Annotated in this window: 2 protein-coding genes, 1 rRNA gene and 1 pseudogene; 1 reads left to right on the top strand and 3 read right to left on the bottom strand. The window is 32.7% G+C overall.

The features are described from left to right. Window positions 1–464 (top strand): annotated as a pseudogene (locus UIB65_RS00740) (DegT/DnrJ/EryC1/StrS aminotransferase family protein); the annotation flags it as partial. On the opposite strand, the gene cgi121 reads toward UIB65_RS00740, so the two are convergent. The 3 genes from cgi121 to rrf form a co-directional block, all read right to left on the bottom strand. Further along, entirely contained in the window at window positions 448–930 is a 483-nt protein-coding gene (gene cgi121, locus UIB65_RS00735; RefSeq protein ID WP_330039244.1) for a KEOPS complex subunit Cgi121, read from the bottom strand. The pseudogene UIB65_RS00740 and the gene cgi121 overlap by 17 nt on opposite strands. A gap of 10 nt (window positions 931–940) precedes the next feature. Further along, window positions 941–2,410: a (R)-citramalate synthase gene (locus UIB65_RS00730; protein WP_330039243.1), complete on the bottom strand. Its 1,470-nt coding sequence runs from the start codon at window positions 2,408–2,410 to the stop codon at window positions 941–943. A 97-nt stretch (window positions 2,411–2,507) separates the two neighbouring features. Next, window positions 2,508–2,625 (bottom strand): 5S ribosomal RNA (gene rrf / locus UIB65_RS00725). Window position 2,626 lies beyond the last annotated feature (1 nt).

Here is a 2,626-nt window from a genome sequence, read left to right as displayed (position 1 = left end):
TCATTATCGCATCAACAGGATCACCGAAAATAATCAATGTCGGCAATGGTGGTTTCATCACAACTAACAGCAATGAGATTTTTTCAAAAACATCAGTGCCTCAAAAGTTAAGCAAAACATCAAATATAATATGCAGTGGTATAGATAGTGAACTTGAAAATGTGGATGAAAAATTAGAACTTACATTTAATGCAACAGAGCACCTAAAAAACAATATAGAAAATACATTGCATGCAAATAAAAGAGGCGTTAATGTAATTATTCCCAACAGCAATGCAAAAGAAATAAGTTGGAAACTGAAAAGGGCATTGCCTATTGATAAAAGCGGATTCATTACAACCTGCCCAAATTATAATAGGGTAAAGCAAAAAGCAATTGCAATTGAAATAAAAAATCTGTCATATGAATGTCTTGAAAAAGAATACTTGGATAAAATCATCAACGAAATCAATAGTTTACAGTAAGCTTAGTAATTCTGTCGATTATAATATTTTCCAGAGACATTGTTCTGAGTTCCTCATCTGAAATGGAGTATACTTTTTGTAATCTTTTTTTATCTGCAGTAAAAACTTCATCGTCTTGGGAAAAGACAGAACTTAACTCTTCAGTATAATCGCAATTAATAAAAATAACACATAGATTGATATTTCCTTCTTTAAGACCCAAAATATCAAATGCCTTTGATATTTGTCGTTGGGCAGAGCATCTCAAAACAATTTCAACACTAATATCATTCGCCAAATTTTCATCCCTGCTAAAAGCAAGAAATGCCTGATTAACACCATGGATTATATGATTTTTTGAAACTATCGAATCCGCATTTAGAAGTTGAATTATTTCGCCATCCTTTTTAAGATTATTCATTTGCTTTAAAGTTTCATCAATTGAATCAATAGTAGCCCTAAAACCCACAATATTTAAATTATCCATATACATTAAACTAATCTCCAAGTAATCTGTTAACTCCTGCAATATATGCCTTAACACTTGCATTGATAATATCAGCTTCAGTACCTCTTGCTGATACAACCTTATCACCCTTTTGAAGTTTAATAATCACATCAATAAATGCATCAGTACCGCCCGTAATGGAATCTACGTGATATTCAATCAAATCAATGTCTTTGAAAATATCTAAAGATTTAATTGCATTGATTGCAGCATCAACAGGACCCAAACCAACACCTGCATTAAGAATTTCATCTCCATCAATGGTGATTTTAACGGATGCTGTAGGCATTACCTTATTGCCAGATACAATGGTAACTTCATCAAGCTTGATTCTATTCTCATGATTGATCTCCAAAACATTATCAGCAATTACCTGTAAATCAACATCTGTAACGGTTTTACCCTTATCCGCCAATTCCTTAATATCTTCGCATATCTGTTTAAGTTGGTCATCATTGACATTCAAACCTATTTCCTTTAGTCTATTATTCAAACCATGAGTTCCCATATGTTTTCCTATAATGAACTTTCTTGTCCTTCCGACAAGTTCTGGAGTCATCGGTTCATAAGTAGCGGAATTTTTTATGATTCCATCGGAATGAATTCCAGATTCATGAGCAAATGCATTTTCTCCAACAATTGCCTTATTAGGTTGAATATAAACACCCGTTAATCTGGCGACCAGTTTTGAAGTATCATAAATTTCATTAATTTTAATGTTTGTTGAAAATTCAGGGAAAAGTCTATCAATACTGACAACGCATTCCTCAAAGGAGGTATTTCCAGCCCTTTCACCTATACCGTTAATCGTAGTATGGATTTCTGTAGCACCTCCTTTGATAGCCGCCAAAGTATTTGCAACAGCCAATCCAAAATCATTATGGCAGTGGCATGCAACAGGAACATTAAAATCATTAAAATAATCAAATAATTCAAAAGAAGAATCAGGTGTTAAAATTCCAACAGTATCACAAACACAGATTCTATCAACACCATGTTCAATTGCATCACTATAAACTGATTTCAAAAAATTTTTATCGCTTCTTGAAGCATCTTCAGCAGATAACTCAACAGACAATCCATGATCTTTACAGTAATCAATAGCATTATTGGATAAATCAATAAGTTCTTCACGGGTCATGTTTAATTTATCTTTAATATGCAAGTCTGAAGTGGGAACAACCAAATTAACAGCATCAACATCACAGTCAACACAATAATCAATATCCCCTTTTAAAGGTCTTGAAAAACTTAGGATTTCTGCATTAAACCCTTGTTTAGTAATTTCTTTAATAGAATTCCTTTCACCATCAGATGTTATGGCAGAACCTGCTTCAATAAAGTCTATGCCAATTTCATCCAATTTAACAGCAATTCTAAATTTTTCATTAGAAGTTAAAGAAACACCTGGAGTCTGTTCACCATCACGTAATGTAGTATCCAATATATTAATATTCAAAAAATCACCTACTGATGCAATATATGGCATTAAATCAGTAAAATAATATAAAAAAAAACAGTTAAGAAAAGTAGTAATTAATAATTGTAATAGAGAAAGCTTGCAGCGAAATGAAATTCCCATAGAAAACCATAGTACACAAACAAAACACAAAAGGACTTCACTACTGGGATCGAAACGAGACCAGGTATAACCCCCATGCTATGACCGCAATAC

This window comes from Methanobrevibacter sp. (assembly GCF_036307625.1).
Taxonomy (GTDB): domain Archaea; phylum Methanobacteriota; class Methanobacteria; order Methanobacteriales; family Methanobacteriaceae; genus Methanocatella.
This window is presented reverse-complemented; position numbering and strand designations above follow the sequence as displayed.

Bases quoted from the DNA above. Each gene is read 5' to 3' on its own strand.
- cgi121 (WP_330039244.1), bottom strand. From the start codon at position 930: ATGGATAATTTAAATATTGTGGGTTTTAGGGCTACTATTGATTCAATT.